This window comes from Pseudomonas sp. B16120, assembly GCF_044218845.1.
GTDB classification, from domain to species: domain Bacteria; phylum Pseudomonadota; class Gammaproteobacteria; order Pseudomonadales; family Pseudomonadaceae; genus Aquipseudomonas; species Aquipseudomonas paracarnis.
The window spans coordinates 4742208-4764932 of the sequence record NZ_CP162588.1; the positions used below are offsets into that span (position 1 = coordinate 4742208).

22 protein-coding genes and 1 pseudogene are annotated in these 22725 nt (G+C 58.5%); 11 read left to right on the top strand and 12 right to left on the bottom strand.

The window, feature by feature from the left end; genetic code table 11:
* Nucleotides 1–7: 7 nt before the first annotated feature.
* From argR to acs, 7 genes are all read right to left on the bottom strand, one after another.
* A complete protein-coding gene (gene argR / locus AB4P90_RS22115; protein WP_014719597.1) occupies nt 8–988 on the bottom strand; it encodes a transcriptional regulator ArgR in 981 nt (326 codons plus the stop codon).
* 246 nt (nt 989–1234) lie between these two features.
* Complete coding sequence (locus AB4P90_RS22120; protein ID WP_395605376.1) at nt 1235–1999, bottom strand: ABC transporter ATP-binding protein; 765 nt, start codon at nt 1997–1999, stop codon at nt 1235–1237.
* Between the two features lie 27 nt (nt 2000–2026).
* Complete coding sequence (locus AB4P90_RS22125; protein ID WP_168224592.1) at nt 2027–3139, bottom strand: succinylglutamate desuccinylase/aspartoacylase family protein; 1113 nt, start codon at nt 3137–3139, stop codon at nt 2027–2029.
* Nucleotide 3140: 1 nt separating this feature from the next.
* Nucleotides 3141–3839, bottom strand: a complete 699-nt coding sequence (locus AB4P90_RS22130; RefSeq protein WP_003193625.1) for an ABC transporter permease — start codon at nt 3837–3839, stop codon at nt 3141–3143.
* Complete coding sequence (locus tag AB4P90_RS22135; RefSeq protein WP_003193627.1) at nt 3836–4525, bottom strand: ABC transporter permease; 690 nt, start codon at nt 4523–4525, stop codon at nt 3836–3838. Before AB4P90_RS22135 ends, AB4P90_RS22130 begins: the two co-directional genes overlap by 4 nt.
* A gap of 91 nt (nt 4526–4616) precedes the next feature.
* The gene (locus AB4P90_RS22140; RefSeq protein ID WP_020302951.1) at nt 4617–5402 is read right to left on the bottom strand and encodes an ABC transporter substrate-binding protein; all 786 of its coding nucleotides are present in this window, start codon (nt 5400–5402) and stop codon (nt 4617–4619) included.
* 696 nt (nt 5403–6098) lie between these two features.
* A complete protein-coding gene (gene acs, locus AB4P90_RS22145; RefSeq protein ID WP_005790645.1) occupies nt 6099–8054 on the bottom strand; it encodes an acetate--CoA ligase in 1956 nt (651 codons plus the stop codon).
* A 398-nt stretch (nt 8055–8452) separates the two neighbouring features.
* Between acs and AB4P90_RS22150 the strand changes: the two genes are divergently transcribed.
* Complete coding sequence (locus tag AB4P90_RS22150) at nt 8453–8722, top strand: DUF2790 domain-containing protein (protein ID WP_014719601.1); 270 nt, start codon at nt 8453–8455, stop codon at nt 8720–8722.
* A gap of 137 nt (nt 8723–8859) precedes the next feature.
* Here the strand turns inward: AB4P90_RS22150 and AB4P90_RS22155 are convergent, their stop codons facing one another.
* Together AB4P90_RS22155 and vapB are read right to left on the bottom strand one after the other, a co-directional pair.
* Nucleotides 8860–9273 (bottom strand): type II toxin-antitoxin system VapC family toxin, encoded by a 414-nt coding sequence (locus AB4P90_RS22155; protein WP_014719602.1) that lies wholly within the window; start codon nt 9271–9273, stop codon nt 8860–8862.
* Nucleotides 9270–9500 carry a type II toxin-antitoxin system VapB family antitoxin gene (vapB, locus tag AB4P90_RS22160; protein WP_395605377.1) on the bottom strand — a complete coding sequence of 77 codons (231 nt, stop codon included), beginning with the start codon at nt 9498–9500 and terminating at the stop codon, nt 9270–9272. The genes AB4P90_RS22155 and vapB overlap by 4 nt, the downstream gene beginning before the upstream one ends.
* A 480-nt stretch (nt 9501–9980) precedes the next feature.
* Between vapB and AB4P90_RS22165 the strand changes: the two genes are divergently transcribed.
* The 3 genes and pseudogenes from AB4P90_RS22165 to AB4P90_RS22175 all read left to right on the top strand — a co-directional run bounded on the left by AB4P90_RS22165 (nt 9981) and on the right by AB4P90_RS22175 (nt 12191).
* Entirely contained in the window at nt 9981–11231 is a 1251-nt protein-coding gene (locus AB4P90_RS22165; RefSeq protein ID WP_014719604.1) for a ribonucleotide-diphosphate reductase subunit beta, read from the top strand.
* Between the two features lie 66 nt (nt 11232–11297).
* Nucleotides 11298–11471 (top strand): annotated as a pseudogene (locus AB4P90_RS22170) (HNH endonuclease); the annotation flags it as partial.
* A 72-nt stretch (nt 11472–11543) separates the two neighbouring features.
* Nucleotides 11544–12191: an HAD-IB family hydrolase gene (locus AB4P90_RS22175; RefSeq protein WP_020303103.1), complete on the top strand. Its 648-nt coding sequence runs from the start codon at nt 11544–11546 to the stop codon at nt 12189–12191.
* Nucleotides 12192–12282: 91 nt separating this feature from the next.
* On the opposite strand, the gene AB4P90_RS22180 is transcribed toward AB4P90_RS22175, so the two are convergent.
* Nucleotides 12283–13242 carry a LysR family transcriptional regulator gene (locus AB4P90_RS22180; protein ID WP_014719606.1) on the bottom strand — a complete coding sequence of 320 codons (960 nt, stop codon included), beginning with the start codon at nt 13240–13242 and terminating at the stop codon, nt 12283–12285.
* A gap of 193 nt (nt 13243–13435) precedes the next feature.
* Between AB4P90_RS22180 and argH the strand changes: the two genes are divergently transcribed.
* The 7 genes from argH to AB4P90_RS22215 all read left to right on the top strand — a co-directional run bounded on the left by argH (nt 13436) and on the right by AB4P90_RS22215 (nt 20286).
* The gene (gene argH / locus AB4P90_RS22185; RefSeq protein WP_032902798.1) at nt 13436–14863 is read left to right on the top strand and encodes an argininosuccinate lyase; all 1428 of its coding nucleotides are present in this window, start codon (nt 13436–13438) and stop codon (nt 14861–14863) included.
* 123 nt (nt 14864–14986) lie between these two features.
* Nucleotides 14987–15865 (top strand): amino acid ABC transporter permease, encoded by an 879-nt coding sequence (locus tag AB4P90_RS22190; protein ID WP_038451266.1) that lies wholly within the window; start codon nt 14987–14989, stop codon nt 15863–15865.
* A gap of 24 nt (nt 15866–15889) precedes the next feature.
* Entirely contained in the window at nt 15890–16654 is a 765-nt protein-coding gene (locus AB4P90_RS22195) for an amino acid ABC transporter ATP-binding protein (protein WP_003193648.1), read from the top strand.
* Nucleotides 16655–16679: 25 nt separating this feature from the next.
* Nucleotides 16680–17501: an ABC transporter substrate-binding protein gene (locus AB4P90_RS22200; RefSeq protein WP_014719608.1), complete on the top strand. Its 822-nt coding sequence runs from the start codon at nt 16680–16682 to the stop codon at nt 17499–17501.
* A gap of 163 nt (nt 17502–17664) precedes the next feature.
* Nucleotides 17665–18834 carry an MFS transporter gene (locus tag AB4P90_RS22205; protein WP_019819281.1) on the top strand — a complete coding sequence of 390 codons (1170 nt, stop codon included), beginning with the start codon at nt 17665–17667 and terminating at the stop codon, nt 18832–18834.
* A 54-nt stretch (nt 18835–18888) separates the two neighbouring features.
* Nucleotides 18889–19839 carry a hypothetical protein gene (locus AB4P90_RS22210; RefSeq protein WP_166405529.1) on the top strand — a complete coding sequence of 317 codons (951 nt, stop codon included), beginning with the start codon at nt 18889–18891 and terminating at the stop codon, nt 19837–19839.
* 90 nt (nt 19840–19929) lie between these two features.
* Entirely contained in the window at nt 19930–20286 is a 357-nt protein-coding gene (locus AB4P90_RS22215) for a transcriptional regulator (RefSeq protein ID WP_014719611.1), read from the top strand.
* 6 nt (nt 20287–20292) lie between these two features.
* On the opposite strand, the gene AB4P90_RS22220 is transcribed toward AB4P90_RS22215, so the two are convergent.
* Both AB4P90_RS22220 and AB4P90_RS22225 read right to left on the bottom strand, forming a co-directional pair.
* Nucleotides 20293–21738, bottom strand: a complete 1446-nt coding sequence (locus AB4P90_RS22220) for an amidase family protein (RefSeq protein WP_020303107.1) — start codon at nt 21736–21738, stop codon at nt 20293–20295.
* Between the two features lie 231 nt (nt 21739–21969).
* The gene (locus AB4P90_RS22225) at nt 21970–22461 is read right to left on the bottom strand and encodes a hypothetical protein (RefSeq protein ID WP_019819290.1); all 492 of its coding nucleotides are present in this window, start codon (nt 22459–22461) and stop codon (nt 21970–21972) included.
* Between the last annotated feature and the right edge of the window lie 264 nt (nt 22462–22725).

Below are 22725 nucleotides of genomic sequence, written 5' to 3' on the forward strand. Positions count from 1 at the left end.
ACGCAGCTCACCCGCGCTCGGAAGGCACCGACGACAACTCGAACGGGCTGCTGCTGCGACGCTGGTTGCGATCTTCGCGAGGAGTGGCGCCGAAGAAATTGCGGTAGGCGCTGGAGAAGTGCGGCCCCGAGGAGAAGCCGCAGGACAGGCCGATCTGGATGATCGACTTGCTGGTTTGCATCAGCATCTGGCGCGCCTTGTTCAGGCGCAGCTCCAGGTAATACTGGCTGGGGACGCGGTTGAGGTATTGCTTGAAGATGCGTTCAAGTTGTCGTCGTGAAACACACACGTGCTGGGCGATTTCGTCGGTGGTCAGCGGCTCTTCGATATTGGCCTCCATCAGCAATACCGCCTGGGTCAGCTTAGGGTGGCTGGAGCCCAGGCGGTTTTGCAGCGGGATACGCTGGCGCTCGCCGCCTTCGCGGATGCGCTCCACCACCAGTTCTTCAGACACAGCACCGGCCAACTCGGCGCCATGGTCACGGGCCAATACCGCCAACAGCAGGTCAAGTACCGACATGCCGCCGCAAGCGGTCAGGCGATCACGGTCCCAGTCAAACAGGTGGCTGGTGGCGATGACCTTGGGGAAACGCTCGGCGAAATCGTCCTGCCAGCGCCAGTGCACGGCGGCGCGGTAGCCATCGAGCAGGCCCAGTTGGGCCAACGGGTACACCCCCGCTGACAAGCCGCCGATCACACACCCCGCCCGAACAAGCTGCTTGAGCGCGGAGCTCAGTGGCGAAGCGATGACCGTCGGCGGTTCGTCGGCCAACAGGAACAACTTCTGAAAACCCTCCAGCTTACCGGCCCACGGCTCGCCCGGCAGTTGCCAGGCACCTTCGACTGCGGGTTCGGCGAGCAGGAACGACAACTCGTAGATCACATCCGGATGCACCCGCTGGGCAACGCGCAAGGCCTCCTCAGCCAGCGCAAGCGTGAGGGCTTTTGTGCTGGGCCAAATCAGGAAACCAATTTTGTGGGCGGTCATGGAGTGCTATCCGGAGCGAAAACGGTGAAAGAAGCTGTGGGCCAATGCTAGCCCGTAATCAACTACAAATCCCAAAACAAACACAGATCAACAGTGGGAGCTGGCTTGCCTGCGATGGCGGTGGGTCAGTTAACACATCATTGGCTGATACATCGCTATCGCAGGCAAGCCAGCTCCCACAGGGGATCGGGGCTTACCTCAAGACTGCGGAGCATGCACTATCCCGGTGCACAAAAGCAGTCTTGATTATTTCAAACTGCCAGAGAGGAACTGCTGCAACCGTTCCGACTGCGGGTTCACCAGCACTTCCCGCGGGTTGCCACGCTCTTCAACGATGCCTTTGTGCAAAAACACCAATTGGTTCGACACTTCGCGGGCAAAGCCCATTTCGTGGGTCACGACCACCATGGTGCGGCCTTCCTGGGCCAGGTCCTGCATCACCTTGAGTACTTCGCCTACCAGCTCCGGATCCAGCGCAGAAGTAGGTTCGTCGAACAGCATCACCTCAGGCTCCATCGCCAGTGCACGGGCAATCGCTACGCGCTGCTGCTCGCCACCGGACATGTGGCCGGGGAACGCATCCTTACGATGGCCCACGCCGACTTCGGCCAGGTAATGCTCGGCCTTCTCGCGGGCTTCTTTCTTGGATATGCCCAACACGTGCACCGGGGCTTCCATCACGTTTTCAATCGCGGTCATGTGCGACCACAGGTTGAAATGCTGGAACACCATGGACAGGCGCGAACGCATGCGCTGCAACTGCTTGGGGTCGGCAGCCTTCATGGCGCCGTCCTTGTTGGCCACCAGTTTCAGCTCTTCGTTATTGAGCAAAATCTTGCCGGCGTGGGGCTGCTCCAGCAGGTTGATGCAGCGCAAAAAGGTACTTTTGCCCGAACCGCTGGAACCGATGATGCTGATCACATCACCGGCGGCGGCGGCCAGGGACACACCTTTGAGCACTTCATGACTGCCATAGCGTTTATGCAGGTCTTGGACTTCAAGCTTGTACATGCGGTCGGTTCTCACAAAAACAGGTGGTCAGTCGTTGAGCAAGCGCCCGTGACGCAGCGCTTCGCGCCCCGCCACCTTGGCCAGCCAGAAACCCGCTTGGGCATAACGTAGCCGTTCAACGGCAAACAACACCCCCGAGGTGCCCGCGCAAATAGTGCTTACGCGGTCAGTCAGGGGGTCAATCACTTCAAAAATCTCGTCGCCGGTTTCTACCCAGTCGCCCGCTTTACGCAGGTAACTGATCACCCCGGCATGGGGCGCGAACAGCAGTTCGGTGCCCTCGAAAGGCACACCTTCGCAAGGTTCGTGTTGCGGCGCGGGCCACTCGCCCTTGATCAAGCCTTGTTCGGCGAGGAACGCAAGGATGCCTTCGGCGTGGAAGATGGCTTCATCACGGCCGGTGTCGGCCTGGCCGCCCAATTCCAACGTCGTCGCCAGACAGGCCAGCGGAATTTGCGCCTCGGGGAACAGGCGCGACAAACGCAGCCACGGCAACGAGCACGCCTCGTCAAACGAACTGCCGCCGGAATCCTCCGCCAGCAGGCCGACCTTCACATTCAAATGTGCCGACAACGAACGCCACTGCGGCCAGTGCTGGGGCAGCGCGTACATATGCAGCGCTGCCTCAGCATCGCAATGCAGGTCCAGCATCACATCGGCGGTGCAGGCATGGCTCAGCAGGATACGCTGCATGCCTTGCAACTGGCTGCTCGGCTCGGGCAAGGCGGTGAGTGTATCGCTCATGGCCTGGCGAATCAGGCGCACATTGGCGTGCGGGTCGTCCCCCAGCTTGCCTTGTAGCAACTCGGCCACCGGCTCGCTCAGTTCGACGAAATCGCGGTTGAAATTCTTGCCGCTGCCGACTTCGAAACGCCCTTGGTGGCTGCCCTGCAACAACTGGCCGAGCCCCATCGGGTTGGCGACCGGCACCAACTCGATCACGCCGTTGAGGGCGCCTTGCTGTTCCAGCGTGGTGAGGCGTTTTTTCAGCTCCCACGCGGCACGCATACCCGGCAACTCATCGGCGTGCAGGCTGGCCTGGATATAGGCCTTGCGCTCGCCACTGCCGAAACGAAACACGCTCAGCTGGCGCTCGCAGCCCAGGTGCCCCCAGGGCAGCAGATGATCGATACGTTCCATGTCAGTGCTTCCGTGGAGCCAGGTAGCTCAGCCAGCGGCGCTCGGCCAACTTGAACAGGCGCACCAGGATGAAGGTCAGGCACAGGTAGAACACGCCGGCGGTGATATAGGCTTCGAACGGTAGGTAATACTGGGCGTTCACCGTACGCGCGGCACCGGTGATGTCAATCAGCGTGACGATGGAGGCCAGACTGGTGGTCTGCAGCATCATGATCACTTCGTTGCTGTACTGCGGCAGCGCACGGCGCAGGGCCGACGGCAACAGGATGCGGCGGTACAGTTTGTAGCGCGACATGCCCATGGCCTTGGCCGCCTCGATTTCACCGTTAGGCGTGGCCTTGAGGCTGCCGGCGATGATCTCGGCGGTATAGGCGCTGGTGTTGATGGCAAACGCCAGGCACGCACAGAACGTGGCACTGGACAGCAGCGGCCACAGGAAGCTTTCGCGCACCACCTCGAACTGCGCCAGGCCGTAGTAGATCAAAAACAGCTGCACCAGCATCGGCGTGCCGCGGATCACGTAGGTGTAAAGCCAGGCCACGCCATTGACGATCGGCTGCTTGGACACGCGCATCAAGCCCAGGGGCAAGGCTGCGAGCAAGCCGAAGAACAGCGAGATAGCGAGCAGTTTCAGGGTGGTCAGCAAGCCGCCAAGGTACAGCGGCATGGCCTCCCAGATGACGTTGTAGTCGAAGATCATAGATCAGCCGCCCTTACGCCTACCGAGTAGCGCTTCTCAAGGTAACGCAAGGCCAGCAACGACACGCTGGTGATCACCAGGTACATCGCCGCCACTGCGAGGAAGAAGGTAAAAGGCTCGCGGGTGGCGTCTGCCGCCTGCTTGGCCTTGAACATCATGTCTTGCAGACCCACCACCGAAATCAGCGCGGTGGCCTTGGTCAATACCAGCCAGTTGTTGGTAAACCCGGGGATCGCCAGACGAATCATCTGCGGCACCATCACCCGGAAAAATACCTGGAAGCTGCTCATGCCATACGCCAGACCGGCTTCAGCCTGGCCCTTGGGAATGGCCATGAAGGCGCCACGGAAGGTTTCCGACAGGTAGGCGCCAAAGATGAAACCCAGGGTGCCGATACCGGCGGCCAGGGGGTTCAAGTCGATATAGTCGTCAAAGCCCAATAGCGGCGCGACGCGGTTAAGCAAGTCCTGGCCGCCATAGAAAATCAGCAGGATCAGCACCAGGTCGGGGATCCCGCGGATCACCGTGGAGTACAAGTCACCCAGCCAAGCCAACCAGCGCACCGGCGACAGGCGTAACGCGACCCCGATCAGACCCAGAACAATGGCCAAGGCCATGGACGACAAGGCGAGCTGAAGCGTCAACCATGCGCCATCGAGGATAACGGCCCCGTAGCCTTTCAACATGATTCAGGTCCTCGAAAAGGGGGATGAAAAAATGGCGCAAACTTCAGGATGACTGTTGCTTGCGCCATTTCGGACAGACAGCTGCGACTACTTACTTGGCATCAGCGCCGTAAATATCAAAGTCGAAGTACTTGTCCTGGATTTTCTTGTATTCGCCGTTGGCACGGATTGCAGCGATGGCCGCATTGATGCGCTCAAGGTTTTCCTTGTCGCCTTTGCGTACCGCGATGCCTACGCCGTCGCCGAAGTATTTGACGTCGGTAAACGCCGGACCGGTGAACGCGTAGCCTTTGCCGGCGTCGGTTTTCAGGAAACCGTCTTGCAGCAGGGTGGCGTCAGCCACGGTACCATCGAGGCGGCCGGCAGCCACGTCCAGGTAGATTTCGTTCTGGGTGCTGTAGCCCTTGATGTCGGCACCCTTTGGCGCCAGGACTTCACGGGCGAAACGGTCGTGGATCGAACCGCGCTGCACACCGATCTTCTTGCCCTTGAGTTCATCCAGGCTGTCGCTGACGGTGGTGCCTTCCTTCATCACCAGACGAGCTGGGGTCAGGTAGTAGCGGGTGGTGAAGTCCACGGATTTCTTGCGGTCGTCAGTGATGGACATGGACGACAGGATCGCGTCGATCTTGCGCACTTTGAGTGCCGGGATCAGACCATCGAATTCCTGCTCGACCCAGGTGCACTTGACGTCCATCTGCTTGCACAGCGCATTGCCGATGTCGTAGTCAAAACCGACGATGCTGCCATCCGGCGCCTTCGAGGCAAACGGAGGGTAAGCCGCTTCGATACCAATTTTCAGCGGCTTGCCTTCGGCGAAAGCCTGCATGGACAGCACGGACAGCGCCAGGGCGCCCAACAGCACGAGTTTCTTCATCTTGGGACTCCATCGGTATAGGGCAAAAACAGCAGTATGAGCCATGGCCCACGATGCGGCGAAGGTGTAACCGAATAGCGGTGCTGCGTCCTGCGCGGGCGACACCTGCGACGACGAGCGAGTGATCGGCATTCTAACGACAGGCCGGAGGCCGATATTTCCTCAATGCGACAACAATTTACAGAAGCACTGAGAAAGCGGTTCCAGCTCATTGACAGCCTCTGAATTTTATGCAGAGACAAAAGATATTAAACCTGATGATGCTGCAAATTGCGGGCCTATTATTCGCAAACCCTTCTAGCACGGCAAGTCTGGCGTTTAATCTTATTTGTGGGGATGTCTAGAACGCGGTTTTTCGGGGCGTAGGCGTGGTCCATCGCCCCAGGTTTGTGCGGGCGGTTACACATTTGAGCGAGGCGGTAACATTCAGAAACGTCCTACGGGGAAAACCGATATTTATTGGTTTGGTGGCTATGCAGGTCTGTCAGACCGCCATCCATACCCTCTTATGAAATGCAATCTGAACTGTGGGAGCTGGCTTGCCTGCGATAGGGATGCCTCAGCCAACCAACCTTTGCCTGACATACCCCTATCGCAGGCAAGCCAGCTCCCACACTAAATCTGGGCGGTCTTGAGGCCGTACAAAAAAGCCCCACCCGGCTTGCACCGAATGGGGCTTTGTCCCACCTACTCCGCTTACGCGACGTTCATGGTCTTGTGCGTTTCAATCAAATGCGCCACCACGCTTGGATCTGCCAAGGTAGAGATATCCCCCAACCCATCGTATTCAGCCGTGGCGATCTTGCGCAAAATGCGCCGCATGATTTTCCCCGAGCGCGTTTTTGGCAACCCAGGCGCCCACTGGATCACATCCGGCGAGGCAATCGGCCCGATTTCCTTGCGCACCCAGTTCTTCAGTTCCAGGCGCAGTGCTTCGTTAGGCTCTTCACCATTCTTCAAGGTGACATACACATAAATGCCCTGCCCCTTGATGTCATGCGGCACACCCACCACCGCCGCCTCGGCGACTTTGGGGTGCGCAACCATGGCGCTTTCAATCTCGGCAGTGCCCATGCGGTGGCCGGACACGTTCAACACGTCATCCACACGGCCCGTGATCCACCAGTAACCGTCCTCATCGCGACGCGCGCCGTCACCGGTGAAGTACATGCCGCGGAAGGTCTTGAAGTAGGTGTCGACAAAACGGTCATGGTCGCCGTACAGGGTACGCGCCTGGCCTGGCCAGGAATCGAGAATCACCAGGTTGCCTTCGGCGGCGCCTTCGATGATGTTGCCCAGGTTGTCCACCAGCGCCGGCACCACCCCGAAGAACGGCCGTGCCGCCGAACCCGGCTTCAACGCATGGGCGCCTGGCAGTGGGCTCATCAGCGTGGCGCCGGTTTCGGTTTGCCACCAGGTGTCGACGATCGGGCAACGGGATTGGCCGACGTTCTTGTAGTACCAGTCCCAGGCTTCCGGGTTGATCGGCTCGCCCACCGAACCCAGCAGGCGCAGGCTACTGCCGTCGGCGCCTTCGCAGGCTGCGGTGCCGGAAGCCATCATCGCGCGGATCGCGGTCGGTGCGGTGTAGAGGATGTTGACCTTGTGCTTGTCGACAATCTTCGCCACGCGGGTGATGTCCGGGTAGTTCGGCACGCCTTCGAACAGCAGCGTGGTCGCGCCATTGGCCAGCGGGCCGTAGACGATGTAGGTGTGGCCGGTGACCCAGCCCACGTCGGCAGTGCACCAGTAGATTTCGCCCGGGCGATAGTCGAATACACGCTCGTGGGTCAGGGCCGCATAGAGCAGGTAGCCGCCGGTGGTGTGCTGCACGCCTTTAGGCTTGCCGGTAGAGCCAGAGGTATAGAGGATAAACAGCGCTTCTTCGGCGCCCATTTCTTTTGGCGCGCAGACGGTGCCCGCCACTTTCATCAGGTCTTCGTACCAGATGTCGCGATGCTGGTTCCACTTGATCGCGCCATTGGTGCGCTTGCACACGATCACCTTCTGGATGCTGCTGGTTTCCGGGTTGGTCAGCGCGTCGTCAACGTTAGCCTTCAGCGGAATCTTCTTACCAGCGCGGATGCCTTCGTCAGCGGTAATCACCACTTTCGACTTACAGTCGATGATGCGACCGGCCAGGGCTTCCGGGGAAAAACCGCCAAACACCACCGAATGGATCGCGCCGATGCGGGTACAGGCCAGCATGGCGACCACGGCTTCGGGAATCATCGGCATATAGATAGTCACCACATCGCCGCGGTGCACATCCTGGCCGCGCAAGGCGTTGGCGAACTTGCAGACTTCCTCATGCAACTCGCGGTAGGTGATGTTGCGGCTCTCGGCAGGGTCGTCGCCCTCCCAGATGATTGCGATCTGGTCGCCACGCTCGGCGAGGTGACGGTCCAGGCAATTGTAGGAAACGTTCAGGGTGCCATCGGCGAACCATTTGATGTCGACATGGTGGTCGTCGAAAGAGGTCTGCTTCACCGCGGTGAAAGGCTTGACCCAGTCAAGGCGCTTGGCTTGCTCGCGCCAGAAGCCATCGGGGTTGACCACCGACTGCTGGTACATGGCCTTGTAGGTCGCCTCGTCGGTCAGCGTGTTGGCTGCTACTTCGGGGCGAACGGGGTACAGGGAAGCCGCACTCATCTTTCTTACCTCGGTGACAATAGTTGTTGTTGTATGGCCCCTGTTGTAGCCGGGGTGGGCCTATAGAACCATTCGACGATGGTAGTAACAAGACCCTACAAATTGCCCTGCTATGCCGTTTCACCGCTCTGGCCCGCGTGCTGCGGCGCTTGGCAGCTTTCTGAAAAAAGCTTAATCGAGGGATTGTTACAAAAACCGCCAAAAGTGTTTATCAAAACCACGGGTATATGAATATAACCGAGGCGCCTAAAATCAACTCCGCCAACAAGGCACTCTGATTAACAACGCAACAGCCCCCACGAAGGCAACGTTAATCCGAACTTCCCAACTTTTAAGTGACACACGTGGCCTCACAAGGGCCCCGTGCCCCCTTTCGCCCTGAAGAAGGTAATGAAGCAATGAAAGCGTTATTAGTGATGGCCCTGAGCAGCCTGTGCGCCACCGCCGCCCTGGCGGACGAAGCCCCGACTGAACTGGCCGGCCAGAACGCCCCGATCGTTGAGGACTACACCTACAGCACTCACCTGGATGTGGCCAAAGTCTTGTCCATGAGCAGCATTCCAGAAGTCTGCGAAGTTGTACCGGTGAAGATGGAATATGAAGATTCGCAAGGCCAGCGTCATATTCTTAACTATCAAGTGATGGGCAATGGTTGCTCTAACGGCTAACAACTTCTGAAGTTGGATTCTTAATTGCCGCAAGAAATCGTTCTTGCGGCCAAGAACCCGCCCTTGAATACACCCCACATCAATCGTGGGAGCTGGCTTGCCTGCGATGGCGATTTCAGCCATAACACCCGCTCCGGTTAATGGACCCAATCCTCGTAAGACAACCCCGCTACGCGACTGAACTCCCGAATATTGTTGGTCACCAACGTACACCCCGAAGCAATTGCATGCCCTGCAATAGCAGTATCATTTTGGCCGATGATCGCCCCTTGCTCGGTCAGGCTTCGCTTCACCTCAACCGTCGCGTCCACCGCCGCCACGCCCCACGGCAACACTTCATCGAGTCGCTTCACAAACTCATCGACTAACGTCTTGTGTTTGGACGATGCCTTTTTCCCAATCTGTCCATATCGCATTTCGGCATAGGTTATGGCCGAAATCACGATTCGATTGCTCCTCGCCACCTCCAAGGCCAGACGCTTAAGCACGCACTCGGGCCGCTCACGCATGATGAACGAGCAAATGCAGGTATCCAGCATGTATGTCGTCACAGGTTGAACCTGCCTTCATCGCCAACAACGTCCTGACGCTCCTGAAGAAAATCTTCGTCCGCCCTGGGTAACTCACTCAGCGACCCCCAGCTAGGTCGGGCAGGTCGTAATGTAATCGTATCTCCATTGCGGGTGATTTCGAGCTCACCGACTCCCTCATAGGCCATGTCGTTTGGAAATCGAATAGCCTGGTTCTTTCCATTTTTAAAAATTGAGACTGTGCGCATGATTCATCCTCTACCTATGCCTGACATATGCAATGTAAGGACACCCTGAAGCCTATGCAAGACATATGGCAATTGGCCGACGATCGGAGACGTGTGCCAGCTGCTAAAAAAACTTGCGACAGCAACAGCCCGAAAACTCTCACCCCGGCTTAAAAAGCGTCCTTTTTGTCTCTAATCAGTGACCATCCGCCGCAACACAAACCCAATTTTTTCCCTATAATGCGCGGGTAAATCGGGCCTGCAATATCCCTTTACACAGGGATAAAGAGCCAGACCTTGAGCCTGCGCTGCAGCAAGCACGCATCGCTGCGCCCCTCAAGCCTCATGCAGCACCCGCAACCTGATTCCGTTTATTTGCCTGCGCGAGCTGTTGCAACAAACGATTCCTTAAGATCCACCGCGGCCCTAGGGCCGTGTGAACATCCAACCATCCGGTTTCACACGGGCACCTTTGAGCCCTCACGCAGGAGACGACACGTCATGCTGAGCTGGGACGAATTCGACAAAGAAGAAGAAGGCGAAGTAGCCGCTAAAGGCGCCAACGCCGGCCACGCCACCGAAGCCAACATGGACCGCCTCGACGGTGCCGGCGCCGCTGCCGCCGTGGAAGCCCGCGCCGTCACCGCCAACGACTCCGCCGCCATCGTGCGCGCCAAGGCCGCCCTGGACAAACTCGACGTCGCCGAAGGCCTCGCCGAGCTGGAAGGTGCCTCCGCCCGCGTCGCCGTTGATGAAAAGCGCATGATCAACTGCCGCGCCGACCTCAACCAACTCGTGCCATTCAAGTACGACTGGGCCTGGCAGAAGTACCTCGACGGCTGCGCCAACCACTGGATGCCGCAAGAGGTCAACATGACCGCCGACATCGCCCTGTGGAAAAACCCCGAAGGCCTGACCGACGACGAGCGCCGCATCGTCATGCGCAACCTGGGCTTCTTCTCCACCGCCGACTCCCTGGTAGCCAACAACCTGGTGCTGGCCGTGTACCGCCTGATCACCAACCCGGAGTGTCGCCAGTACATCCTGCGCCAGGCCTTCGAAGAAGCGATCCACACCCACGCCTACCAGTACTGCATCGAATCGCTGGCCATGGATGAAGGCGAGATCTTCAACATGTACCACGAGATTCCATCGGTGGCCAAAAAGGCCGCCTGGGGCCTGAAGTACACCCGCTCGATCTCCGATCCGAAGTTCGAAACCGGCACCGTCGACACCGACAAGGAACTGCTGCGCAACCTGGTCGCCTACTACTGCGTACTGGAAGGCATCTTCTTCTACTGCGGCTTCACCCAGATCCTGTCCATGGGCCGCCGCAACAAAATGACCGGCGTGGCCGAGCAGTTCCAGTACATCCTGCGCGATGAGTCGATGCACCTGAACTTCGGTATCGACGTGATCAACCAGATCAAAATCGAAAACCCACACCTGTGGGATGCCGAGATGAAGGAAGAAGCGACCCAGATGATTCTGCAGGGTACGCAGCTGGAGATCGAATACGCGCGTGACACCATGCCGCGTGGGGTGCTGGGCATGAACGCGGCGATGATGGAGGATTACCTCAAGTTCATCGCGAACCGTCGCCTGTCGCAGATCGGCTTGAAGGAAGAGTACCCAGGCACCACCAACCCGTTCCCGTGGATGAGCGAGATCATGGACTTGAAGAAAGAGAAAAACTTCTTCGAGACCCGTGTGATCGAGTATCAGACCGGCGGCGCGCTGAGCTGGGATTGATTCGGACTAAGCACTAAAGGAAGCCCTGGCATGTTCAGGGCTTTTTTTCGTCGGTAAAAAAGGAATTTGCCATTTCTTGAAGTACATCACCTCAAGCACCTGGCCCGGAAGGGTTCGGATCGCCCCCCCAATGCTGTAGCCTTGTGCCCCAATTGCCATCAGCGTTGTCACCGGTCAAGCGCTCGGGAAGCTTTCACCGAAGAGCTTTACGCCAAGATCGGAAGATTGGCACGGGAGTAGACTCCTGCTGTCACAGCTGATGCCCGCTTGAAAACTATCAGATAGGATCGAGGCCAACCCGTGAACCCAGACATGCTCGAAGCCGGCCCCGCAGACGCCAAAGTACTTTCCGTCTTTGACTTCGACGGCACCCTCACCCACCACGACAGTTTCGTGCCCTTCCTCAAGTTTGCCTTTGGCCCCGGCGAGTTTTATGGCCGGATGGTCAAGCTGGCGCTGCCGGGGCTGCGGTTTTTGGTGCGGCAGATCAGCCGGGATGAGTTGAAGGCGCAGTTGATTCGCACCTTTATGACCGGGGTGGAGAAGGCTTGGGTTCAGCAGCAAGCGCAGGAATATTGCCAGGCGCGCTGGAGCAAGTTGATGCGCCCGAGCGGTTTGCAGTCGGTAGCGGATGAGGTGAAGTCCGGGGCGGTGGTGACGCTGTGTTCGGCGTCGCCGGCGTTGGTGTTGCAGCCGTTTGCCGACCGGCTTGGCATCCGCTTGATCGGCACTGAGCTTGAGGTGGTGGATGGAGTGCTGACCGGCAAGCTCACCGGGAATAATTGCCGTTGTGAGAATAAGGTGCTGCGGCTTGAGGCGGTGTATGGGGACCTGGGGGAGTATCGGCTCAGGGCCTGGGGCGATACGCGTGGGGATCGGGAGTTGTTGGCGGCGGCGCAGGATGCGCATTTTCGGCATTTTCATGCGAAGAAGAAAAAGCGGGCTCGGTTGCAGCGGTGATGCGGGTGGGTGGGGTTGGCGGGAGACCGAGGCGATCCCTTCGCAGCCACGCTGGGGCTCGACAGCTCCCACATTTGAGCTTTGTTGAAGCTTAGGCCGACGTCTTCAAGTCTACACCCAGCGCTGTGGCGAAGGCTTTTACCATCGGGCTTCTCGGCGCGTTGTGGCGCAGGATCAGGTTGAACGCGGTGCTTAAATGAACCTGCTCTGGGCACAGTGCGCGCAGGCGCCCTTCCCTTACCAGTGGCGTGGCGTAGTGTTCTGGCAGAAAGCCCAGGAAGCGGCCGGTGAGGATCAGGATGGCGACGGCTTCCACTTGTGAAGCCGAGGCGGACTGGCTGTCGTGGCTGACGAAGTTGGCCTTGTCGCGATGGATCGCATACCGATGGTTGACCACTTCGTATTGGCGAAGAGCGTCGGGGGTGATGTCGCTCGCAGTGAACAAGGGATGCCCTACGGCGCAGTAGGCGTGGGCCTTTTCTTCGTAGAGTGGGAAGTAGTCGAATTCTTCACGGCGTTGGTACACCGGGACGATGCCGGCGACCAGTCGCCCTTCCACTACCCCACGTTCAACTTCGTCCAATTGCGAGGCGTGTAGGCGCAATCTTATTTTTGGCGATTGGCGATGTAAGTTGCCCAGGGCGGTAATCAGTGGGGAACTAACGTCGGAGACGGTGTTATCGATAACGCCCACACTCAGGTCGCCGATGAGTTCATTCTGCGCCGAACTAAGCTTGTCGCGAAAACTGTCCACCGAGGTAAATAACTCGATGGATGCTTGATACACCAACTTGCCTTCTTCGGTCAGCCCGAACCCTTCGCGGCCCCGTGTGCACAGGCGCATGCCGATGCGAATCTCGAGATCGGAGATCTGTTTGCTGATGGCCGCCAGGCCCACGTTCAGCTCGTTTTGCGCGGCACTGAAGCCGCCGGCTTCGACCACGGCCATAAATACCCGCAACAATTTAAAGTCCAGCCCGCTCAGTTGCAGCGGCGCTCGTGTGCCGGGTTTTGGCGGCAGGTTTCCAGAAGTGGAAAGTGGGGTTTCCATAATGCGCGTTGACCTCGAGTGCCATATTCAACAGGCTTGAACCCAATCCTTGAACATAGCCAGGCGGCGATAATGAACATAAACATCCGCCCTTGGCAACCTTGAATACGGCGCGTCAGACGTCGGTTCTACACCGATAAACTTCTGTTGAAACTGCCTCCGACTCTTCTAAAAACAAGCGTGAGGAACACCCATGTCCCAGCCCACCGACCGCCTTTGGGGCGCTCGTTTCAAGACCGGTCCGTCTGCGGCGTTGGCCGCGTTGTCGCGTTGCCCTGAGCGCTATTTTCGCCTCACGCCCTACGACCTGGCCGGCTCCCGCGCCCATGCCCGTGAGTTGCAGCGCGCCGGTTTGCTGGATGAATCGGAAACCCTGCGCACCCTCGAAGCCCTGGACCGTATCGGTGAGGATTTCGCCGCCGGTCGCCTGCATCCCACCCTGAATGACGAGGACGTACACACCTTTATCGAACGCGTATTGACCGAGCGCCTCGGTGCCCTGGGCGGCAAGTTGCGCGCCGGACGCTCGCGCAATGACCAGACGGCCAATGATCTGCGCCTGTTCCTGCGTGACCATGCACGCACCATCGCCACTGAGGTGTTGGGCCTGCAGCAGGCGTTGGTTGAACAGGCCGAGCAACATGTGCAGAGCATCTGCCCGGGCTTCACCCATTTGCAGCAGGCGCAACCCATTGTGTTTGCCCATCATTTGCTGGCTCACGCGCAGTCGATGCTGCGCGATGTGCAGCGCCTGGTGGATTGGGATGCGCGTACGGCCCTGTCGCCGTTGGGCGCGGCAGCGATGGCAGGTTCGGCGATAGCACGTCAGCCGCAGCACTCGGCCAAGGAAATGGGCTACACCGGGCCATGCGAAAACTCCATCGACGCTGTCGCCAGCCGTGACCATGTGGCGGAGTTCCTGTTTGTGGCGGGCATGCTCGGGGTGAATATTTCGCGGCTGTCTGAGGAGTTTTGCCTGTGGTCGTCGCGCCAGTTTCGCTGGGTAGTGCTAGACGACGCCTACGCCACCGGCAGTTCGATCATGCCGCAGAAAAAGAACCCGGACATTGCCGAACTGGCGCGGGGCAAGGCCGGGCGTTTGATCGGCAACCTGACCGGGCTGATGTCGACGCTCAAGTCGTTGCCACTGTCGTACAACCGCGATTTGAGTGAAGACAAGCACAGCGTGTTGGACAGTGTGGACACCTTGCTGCTGGTGTTGCCGGCGATGGCCGGGATGGTGGCGACCATGAAGGTGCAGGTAGAGGAGCTACGACGCCAGGCACCGATGGGCTTTACCTTGGCGACTGAGGTGGCGGATTGGTTGGCCACCCGTGGCGTGCCGTTCAAGGAGGCCCATGAGATTACCGGCGCGCTGGTACAGGCCTGTGAGCAGCATGAAATTGAGTTGTGGCAAGCGTCACCGGCGATGTTGGCCGAGGTGGATGGGCGGCTCACCCCGGACGTGCGTGATTGCCTGACCCTGGAGGCGGCGATTGCGGCGCGCAGTGGGTGGGGTGGTACGGCGCCGGAGCGGGTGAAGGAGCAGATTGGGCGGTTGAAGACTGCTTTGGCTGAACAGCAGAAGTGGGCTGAGAGTTATCAGGGGTTTCGGATTTAAGCCCTGGTAGGTGTGGTGAGCTCACCGGCGCTTTCGCAGGCAAGCCAGCTCCCACATTCGACCGGGTTTCAACCGTAACACCGTGTACATCGGTTAGAGCGTCATTAGTTTTGGAGTAGCAGCATGAACCAAACCCCGGCCGAGCGCTTGGAAGCCGAGCGCAAGTTGTCCGAAAACCAGTTCGATATCACCCGGTACGAACATGTGCCGCGGCGGTATTACGGGCGGATGTTTTTTGCCACGTTGATCGTGATTGTGTTGGCTGCGCTGTTGCGCGCGTTTGCCAATGGCCAGATCGAATGGTCCTACATTGGCCAGTTCCTTACGTCGCAAGCCATCCTCTGGGGCCTGGTGAACACCATCGTCATGTCGATCCTGGCGATGGCATTGGGCGTGGTGATCGGCGTGATCACGGCGATCATGCGCATGTCGGCCAACCCGATCCTGCGTTACGTGGCCATCACCTACACCTGGTTGTTTCGCGGTACACCGCTGATTTTGCAATTGTTGCTGTGGTTCAACCTGGCGTTGATCTTCCCGGTGATCGCGATTCCGGGCCTGTTCAGCATCGACACCGTCGACCTGATGACGCCCTTCGTAGCCGCCCTGCTCGGCTTGAGCATCAACCAGGGCGCCTACACCGCTGAAGTGGTGCGTGCCGGCTTGCTGTCGGTGGACACCGGCCAATACGAGGCGGCCAAGTCCATCGGCATGCCGAGCCTGCAGGCGCTGCGCAGGATCATTCTGCCGCAGGCCATGCGCGTGATCATCCCGCCCGTAGGCAACGAGTTCATCAGCATGGTGAAAATGACCAGCCTGGCCAGTGTCATCCAGTACTCGGAACTGCTGCACAACGCGCAAAACATCTACTACGCCAACGCCCGGGTGATGGAGCTGCTGATTGTGGCGGGCATCTGGTACCTGGCGGTGGTGACTGTTCTTTCATTTGGTCAAAGCCGCCTCGAGCGTCGTTTTGCCCGCGGCGCCGGCAAGCGTTCGTAAGCCTGGGTTGAGGAGATTTGCCCCATGAGAAGCATCGTCAAGGCTGTCAACCTGAACAAGTATTACGACCAGTATCACGCCCTGCGTGACATCAATATCGAGGTCGAGCAAGGCGAGGTGATGTGCATCATCGGCCCGTCCGGCTCGGGCAAAAGTACCCTGCTGCGTTGCGTCAACCAGCTGGAAAAGATCGACAAGGGCGGCCTGTGGGTCGACGGCGAACTGGTCGGTTATCGGGTAGTCGGCAACAAGCTGCACGAGATGAACGAAGCGCAGATCGCCCGCCAGCGCCTGGCCACCGGCATGGTGTTCCAGCGTTTCAATTTGTTCCCGCACATGACCGTGTTGCAAAACATCATCGAAGGCCCGTGCCAGGTGCTCAAGCGCTCGCCCAAGGAAGCCATCGAAGACGCGCTGGAACTGCTGGCCCGCGTTGGCCTGGCGGACAAGCGCAATGCTTACCCGGTGGAGTTGTCCGGTGGCCAGCAACAGCGTGTGGCAATCGCCCGTGCCTTGGCGATGCGCCCCAAGTTGATGCTGTTTGACGAACCCACATCAGCCCTCGACCCGGAGCTGGTAGGCGAAGTGTTGTCGGTGATGCGCGATTTGGCCACCACCGGCATGACCATGATCGTGGTCACCCATGAATTGGGCTTCGCTCGCGAAGTGTCCAACCGCATGGTGTTTATGGACGCCGGCCAGATTGTGGAAGCCGGCAGCCCGGAAGACATTCTAATAAGCCCACAAAACCCGCGTACCCAAAGCTTTATTTCTGCCGTTCGCACTTAACTAAAAAACTAACGAGAACGCCCCCATGAAGAAGATGTTTATCCCTACCTTGCTTGCAGGCCTGATTGCCTCCTCATGTGTATTCGCGGCCTTGCCGCAAGCCATCAAGGACAAGGGTGAGATCAGCGCGGCCATCGTGCCGAACTACCCGCCGATGGACTTCAAGGACCCGGCCACCAACACACTCACCGGCTTTGATTTCGACCTGGGCAACGCCCTGGCCGAGCGACTGGGCGTGAAGATCAAATGGCAGGAAACCGGCTTCGAACAAATGCTCAGCGGTCTGACCACCAAGCGCGTCGACATCGTGCTGTCAGGCATGACCGACACCGCCGAGCGCCAGAAAGCCGTGACCTTCATCGACTACTTCACCAGCGGCCCGCAGCTGTACACCCTGGCCAAGCGCGAAGAGATCAAGGAATTGACCGACCTGTGCGGTAAAAAAGTCGGCACCAGCCGCCGCACCACCTGGCCGTCGGAAATTACCGCCTGGAGCAAGGCAAACTGCGAGGCGGCGGGTAAGCCGGCAATCGTGGTGATCGGCACCGAAGGCTCGGCGGATGCGCGGGCGCAGTTGCAGCAGAACCGCCTGGATGCGGCGATGCAGGGCAGCGAGACCATTCCTTATTTGATGTCGCTGGACAAGGGCAAGTACAAGCCGGTGGGGCTGGCGATTTCCAAGCAATTCACCGGGCTTGGGATTGAGAAGAGCAATACCGAGTTGGTCATGGCGATCAGTGAGGCGTTGCAAGACATGATTGATGACGGGACTTACGGCAAGATCCTGAAGAAGTGGGATCTGGAACAAGGTGCGGTAGAAAAAATCACCATCAACTCTGGCCAATAACGCCATCGAATGTGGGAGCTGGCTTGCCTGCGATAACGGTGGGTCAGCTAAAACAATGTTGGCTGTTACTCCGCTATCGCAGGCAAGCCAGCTCCCACACTCAATCTGCGTTCGCTGGTGATCTGAGTCGTGTAGGTAAGAATCACAAGGAGCCCACCCCACCGTGGCCACCTACTCCCTGGTAATCCGTCGCCTGATGATCTGCTCGGTGACCATCGTGGTCAGCCGTGCCATGACCAGCCCATTGCTGGCCCTTTGGCTGAGCACACGCCTGGGCCTCAACCAGCAGGACATCGGCCTGCTGATGGGGGTCGCGGTGTTCATCGCCACGCTCATGGGGTTGTATGGCGGCTACATCATCGATCGCCTGGAAAAGCGCAAACTGCTGATCCTGGCCATGCTCTCCAGTTCCATCGGTTTTTTGTTGCTGACCTTTGCCAGCAACCTCTACCTCACCACGCTGACCCTTGTTGTGACTGAAGCCGCGTCGGCGCTGTTCCTGATCGGCTCCAAGGCGATCATCAGCGAGAACCTGCCGGTGGGTGAGCGCGCCAAGGTGTTTTCCCTGCGCTACACCCTGACCAATGTCGGCTATGCCACGGGCCCGATGTTGGGCGTAGTGATTGCCGGCCAATTGCCGTGGGCACCGTTTTTGATCGCCAGCGCCATTGCCTTTGGCAGCCTGTTCCTGATGATCGGCATTGCGCCGACCCAGCGCGACGACAGTCATAAGCCTCAGAGTTTCCTCAGCACCCTGCGCATCTTGCGCAGCGACCGCACGCTGATCCTCTTCACCAGCGGCAGCCTGTTGAGCACCATCGTCCATGGGCGCTACACCCTTTATCTGTCGCAGTTTTTGCTGGTGGCCTACACCCCCGACCAAGCACTGAAAATTCTGTCTGCGGTGCTCGCCTGCAACGCCATCACCGTGATTTTGATGCAGTACCAAATCGGCCGATTTCTCAAGCGCGAGCAATTGCGCCATTGGATCGTGCTGGGCACCCTGCTGTTTATTGTCGGGTTGGTCGGCTTCAGCCAGGCGCACAGTCTGCTGACCTGGTGCCTGGCGATGTTTGTGTTCACCTTGGGCGAGATGATCATCTATCCCTCAGAGTTTCTGTTTATCGACACCATCGCACCGGATGCACTACGGGGCAGTTATTACGGCGCACAGAACCTGGCCGCGTTTGGCGGGGCCATGAGCCCGGTGATTTGCGGCTATCTGCTGATCAATGCGGCGCCCACCAGCATGTTCTTTGCCTTGGCCGCACTCACGGCCATGGGCGGCACCCTGTGTTTCTTGAGCGGGCGACGCGTGGCAGGTTCTTGCTGATATTTACGCAAGATCCGGCTATTAATAGCCAAACCTCTGAAGGACCCGAGCCCCATGAAATTCGACACGGCCTACAGCCTGAGTCTCGACGACAAGGTGTCGATCTATGACATACGAGACCTGAATTTCGACGAAACCACCGCGTTCGATTCCGACAAGGACAGCTTCCTGTGCCCCAACGACGCCTGCCGCGCGGCGTTCGATAGCACCAATGCGTTGAGCACTTTCAACGCCAAGAACGTCAACTACCTGCGCACGCCGCACTTCAAGAACAAACCCGGCACGCGGCATATCGACGGCTGCCGCTATGCCGGCAGCCATAAACCTGCGACGGGTGAAAATGACGACGAGCGTGAGGAAAATTTCCCATCGGAATTTGTGCTGACGCGGCGACTGTACGAGCCTAGAACGCTGGTAGTCGGCACCGCTGGAAGCGTCCTTCAGGAGCCGACGAAAGCGCCCGCAAACCGCGCTACCACCTCTTCTGGCAGCAATGACTCGATCCCGGACAAAACCAGCGTATTCGCACACCCGGTGGAGTGCTACGTGTCCAACATCGATGACAAGGACAAGCTCAAGGCCATGCCTTTGAAGATCGGTGAGCACGCGGCGACCTACTGGGCATTCTTCAAGAAGATCGAATACCTGCAAGACAACCAGGGTTTGATTTACTGGGGCAAGATCAAGGCCATCAAGGACTACACCAGCAGCTTTCGCATCGACTTCGAAAAGAAGGTGTGGCTCGACAAGAAGCCTTATTCGGTGAACGTCTACCTGAGCAAAAAGCTCATCGAAAACTACCGCAAGCGCACGGCATTCCTGGAGCAGATCAAGACGGCGGCCAGCAGTGAACGGTCGCTGTATTGCTTTTTTTATGGGGTCACGCCGCAGCTTGTGCACGTGCCGAGCCAGAAAAACCCCGAGCAGACGTTCGGGGTATTCAGCGCCAGGATCGAGAATCTGGATCACCTGATTATTCGTGAGGCACCGGGGCTGGAATCATAAGGGGTTGCAACGCCAGTGGATGAGCGGTAGAAACAACTGTACAAAAACACAGTATAGTTGCACCTCCCCTGTCGAACCTGGAGAAACCCCATGTCCTCTCTGGCAATGAGTTCTTTCGTAGAACAACAGATCGTCCTGCATCAATTCACCGCCAAACACTGCGCGCAGGCGCGCGTCATGCTGGGCTGGAGCCGCGAAGCGCTGGCTCGCCAGGCTGGCGTGGCGGTGCAAGCCATTGAACAATTGGAAGACCACGGCGACGTGGACGATGAAACCCGTTTGATCCTGGCGTTTCGCCTGGAGGCCGAAGGGCTGGTGTTTTTCCCGGGGTTCGCACCGGGGTGGGGGATGAGTGCGCGCCGGTTCGATACCCCGGCGGCGCAACCTTCTGCACAAAGCCTTATCTCTCAATTGATGGGTTCAACCGTGGCAACCAGCCGAGGCTGACTCAACTCAGCCGTTGGTGGCCTCAACCGTTTTATCTGGACTGTCTGGTGTTTGCGTAGAAGGAGCACCTGGGAGAAAAGCCGGTTCTTGAATGGCCTGCGAGGCTTGCTCATAACCATGGGCTACTGACAGCAAGGTGGCTTCACTCTTGCCGGAGCCATACACGTATATTGCCGTGGGCATGCCTTCATCATCCATGCCTGATGGAACAGATATACCGGGGTACCCGGCGGCTGCACTATAGAAATAGTTGTGGGTCAGAAAATTCGACACCATGGCGTCGAGCTTGTGCTCCTTCAGGGGGGCATCAATGGTCTTCTGAAATACAGGAAGGATGGCTTCCCACAATACCTCGCGCTTTTGCGGCGTGGTCTCCAGCTCATTGATCATTTCCAGCAATTTCTGGTCAGGCTCATCAGGTTTCTGCGTGCGTTTGATAAAAGCAATCAGCTCAGCAAGTGACTTGACGGGCAAGCCTTCCCGCCCAGCCAAATAGTCTTCCAGTTGTTGCTTGACCTCCGAGAATATCGCCTCGTTATAACCCTCATAGGCTTCATCGGGGACACCGGCGTCCAACCGCTCCAAGGGCACTAGAATTGCACCCTGGGCCTTCATCACTTCGAGCGCCGCCTCATAGTGCTTGCGGTCTGCGCGCTTGGCCGGGTCTTTGGACTCCTCTGCGGACAATTCAGGCAAAGGGGTATAGCCAATACGCTTACCCTTCAAGGCATCAGCGTGCAGGCCCTCGGTGTAGACGTTGGTCTCGGTCATTGCATTGAGTGCTTCTGCCGCATCACAGATATTGCGGGTGAAGGTCCCCACCGCGTCCATGCGGGTGCTGGTCATGACGCCTTCGGTACTGACCAGGCCCGTCGTTGTTTTCAGGCCAAACACACCGTTGTAGGCTGCGGGGCTGATGATTGATCCGTTGGTTTCCAACCCCAGTGCCACGGGCACATGCCCCTGGGCGACCGCCACGGCCGAACCTGAACTCGAGCCGGCCACCGTCCCTCCGAGTCGATGTGGGTTCAACGTCTGGCCACCTCGGGAGCTCCAGCCATCCGCCGATTTGAGTGAGCGAAAGTTGGACAGCTCACTCATATTGGTTTTGCCTACAATCACCACGCCAGCTTTCAGCAAATTGTCGACGACCTTGGCATTCCGGGCGGCAGGCGCACCCACCAACGCCTTGGAGCCTGCACTGGTCTGCATGCGGTCATTGGTTTCAAAGACATCCTTGAGCGCTATCGGCACGCCATGCAAGTACCCGCGTACGCGGCCATTGGCACGTTCCTGATCGCGGGCCTTCGCCTCCCTCATGGCATCCGGGTTGGTTTCCAAAAACGCATTGCCGCCCTGTAGCCCACGATCAATATTGGCAATTTGTTTGAGCGAGTCCTTCAACAGTGACTCTGAGGTGACGCCGCCTCCTTGGGCCATCTCCGCTGACATCTGGCAGGCACTCTTGAAACCTTGCACCGGGTTTGAAAGCTCCTGAAGCAGGCCCGTGGCCCATCCACCTGCCGAAACTGGTCCGATCATGAAGTGCCCCTCTGTTTGACTGAGTGTGAGAGCTATCGGTCGATAGCGCCGCACCAGTCTAAGAGCCGACCACCCACCACTATTTCAGGCGAATCCTGCCACTGCGTCCTACCCTTCGCAGCCCGATGTAGGCATCAATACCTACGGCCGCAGCACGCGGTAAGCTCGTACCAGTGCCGCCAAGCGATCACCCGCCCAGCGCGCACCGTAAAACCAGACCTTGGAGCCGTCTTCCAGGGTTTCACACATACTGGGGTAGCCGCTTTTACAGGCGTGATGAAAGGCGGCTTCGGGATCCTCTGACACCAAGGCATCAAGGCGAAGACCTACCACCAGCTCGTCGATTTCATGACAAGCCTGCTCACAATCGCCGCTGCGCTGCATATCCACTGCCACGCATTGCGCACCAGCCTGGCGCAGGGTGTCGAAGACTCGGTTCAAGGCCGCACTGCGTGCGACCCGTTCAACCTGCTTGCCCTGCACATAATGCTCGGCATAGCCGATACGATATCCCGTCAGCGGCAGCGAGGCGGTGAAGGTGGTGTTATTCAATACCAGCGGTACCTCCACCATCACCGGTTCGGTAGGGTCAACGCCGCTGATGGCGATCAGCGATAGCGCGGGATCGCGCACCGGCCGTATATGGGGGAGCCAGAGCGTTATACCCAGGTATGGGCGTGGCGCCCGCACGTTGCTCGGTGCCAAAGACAATAGAAGGGGGAGCGGCACCGTGGGGTGAAGCGGGAACGTCGACGGCGTTCATTAGCGATGGCAGCGGTTGAGCTGACGCACACGGCAAACCCATCTTCCAAAGTTTCTTACAATGGCTGTCCATCGAAACATCCTCCCGGAGATAGAATTTCCGGGGGATCATCGCACTCTCTCTTGACCTTTGTC